Below are 1,738 nucleotides of genomic sequence, written 5' to 3'. Positions count from 1 at the left end.
GATCCGCCAGCATCCACTCCACCACCCGCCGGTAGTGCCGCGCAAACCGCTCCACCGTCGCTCGCTCAAACAGGTCCGTGCTGTACTCCAACGTGCCCAGCAAACTGCCGTCCGACAGCGGCGCGGCCATCAGCGTGATGTCATATTTTGCTGTCTGGCCAACGACCTCGAACGGAAGTACCTCAAGGCCCAGTCCCGCGAAAGCCTGTGGATCGCCCACTCCGCCCTGCATCTGAGCCGTGTCCTGCAGGGCGAATCCCACCTGTGCCAGCGGACCGTAGCTGGTACTGCGCTCAACACCCAAGCTGTCTACCAGAATATCCACCGGTACATCCTGGTGCGCGTAGGCCGCAAGTGTCGTCTCTCGTGTCCGGCTCAACAATTCAGTAACCGTCGGATTCCCCGACAGATCCGCGCGCATCACCAAGGCATTGACGAAAAAACCTATCAACGCCTCCAGTTCGGTACGCGTTCGTCCCGCAATGGGAATACCCACGGTCAAATCGCTCTGACCCGAATAACGCTGTAACAGCAACTGATAGGCCGCGAGCAACGCCATGAATACTGTTATGCCCTGCTGCCCGCAAAACTCCCCAAGTTGAGCGCCCAAACTGGCCGGCAGTTGAAACGTGATGGACGAGCCCTTGAACGTCTGCAGCGCGGGACGTGGTCGATCAGTCGGCAACTGAATCAGCGGCGGCGCCCCGGCGAGCTGCTGTCGCCAATATGAAACCTGTTCCTCCAGGCGCGCGCCGCGCAGATGATCATGCTGCCAGGCAGCAAAATCAGCGTATTGAATGGCCAGTGGCGGAAGCGGCGAAGGTTGCTCGGCCACGAAGGCCGCGTACAAAATAATGAGTTCCTGGATCAAAACACCCACCGACCAGCCGTCGGCGACAATGTGGTGCATGGTGACCAGCAAAACATGATCCTCGTCACCCAACTCGAGCAGCCGCACCCTCAGCATCGGCCCCTGCCCCAAATCAAAGGGTGTAGCCGACTCCCGTACAGCAATTTCCGTCGCGCGAGCCTGGCGCAGCTCCGCGTCAATCACCCGAAGTGATTCCTCCGCATAAGCCCAATGACACTCGTCGTTAAAGCACAGGACCGGGGTACCGGCGTGGTCCTTGTACAAACTGCGCAGAATCTCGTGGCGACCGACAATCTGTTCAAAAACACGCCGCAAAACCTCCTTGTGCAGCGGCCCACGAATACGCAAAGCGCCGGGAATGTTATAAGCACCGCTATGCGGGTCGAGTTGCTGTAAAAACCAAAGTCGTTGCTGACCAAGCGATAAGACACCTCCCTTATCGCGCGGAACTGGACGAATCGCATCGGCAGAATAGCCACGAGCGCCCGAAAGAAACTCGATGATCTGTGTCTTCAGGTCGCGCATCTGGCCGAGCACGGCAGGTGTCAATGCGCCATCCGGGGCGCTGTAGCGCAGATTACCGCCGTCGACCCACAGCCGTATGTCCTGCCGCGCCAGCGAGGAAATGAATTCCGATACCTTCATGACACAACCTGACCGCCCGCGTTGCTGGTCGAAGCCGTCTCGAGTTTTATCAACCGTGGCGTCGGGCCAAGGGAGGCAGACTGGTAAGAACGATAAACAATTTTCCGGTTCTTCTCACCACTGAAATATCGACGCATCAATCCGAGAGGTGGTTTCTGTTTCTTCCTTTTCTCATAACGTAAAAATTTCCGCCGGTCGAGGTCACGGCGCTCGAATGCCAGG

2 protein-coding genes are annotated in these 1,738 nt (G+C 58.1%); both read right to left on the bottom strand.

Going from position 1 to position 1,738, the window contains the following annotated elements; translation table 11 throughout:
- Window positions 1–1,516, bottom strand: a 1,516-nt coding sequence (locus ABZF37_RS14050) for a condensation domain-containing protein (protein WP_372720994.1), incomplete at its 3' end; no start/stop codon positions are given.
- Window positions 1,513–1,738: hypothetical protein (locus ABZF37_RS14045; protein ID WP_372720992.1), on the bottom strand; the 226-nt coding region annotated here is incomplete at its 5' end. The genes ABZF37_RS14045 and ABZF37_RS14050, both read right to left, overlap by 4 nt.

Origin of the sequence: Immundisolibacter sp. (assembly GCF_041601295.1) — a bacterium.
Taxonomy (GTDB): Bacteria; Pseudomonadota; Gammaproteobacteria; order Immundisolibacterales; family Immundisolibacteraceae; genus Immundisolibacter.
Note: the sequence above shows the minus strand (reverse complement) of the source record. Positions and strands in the feature narration are given on the sequence as shown.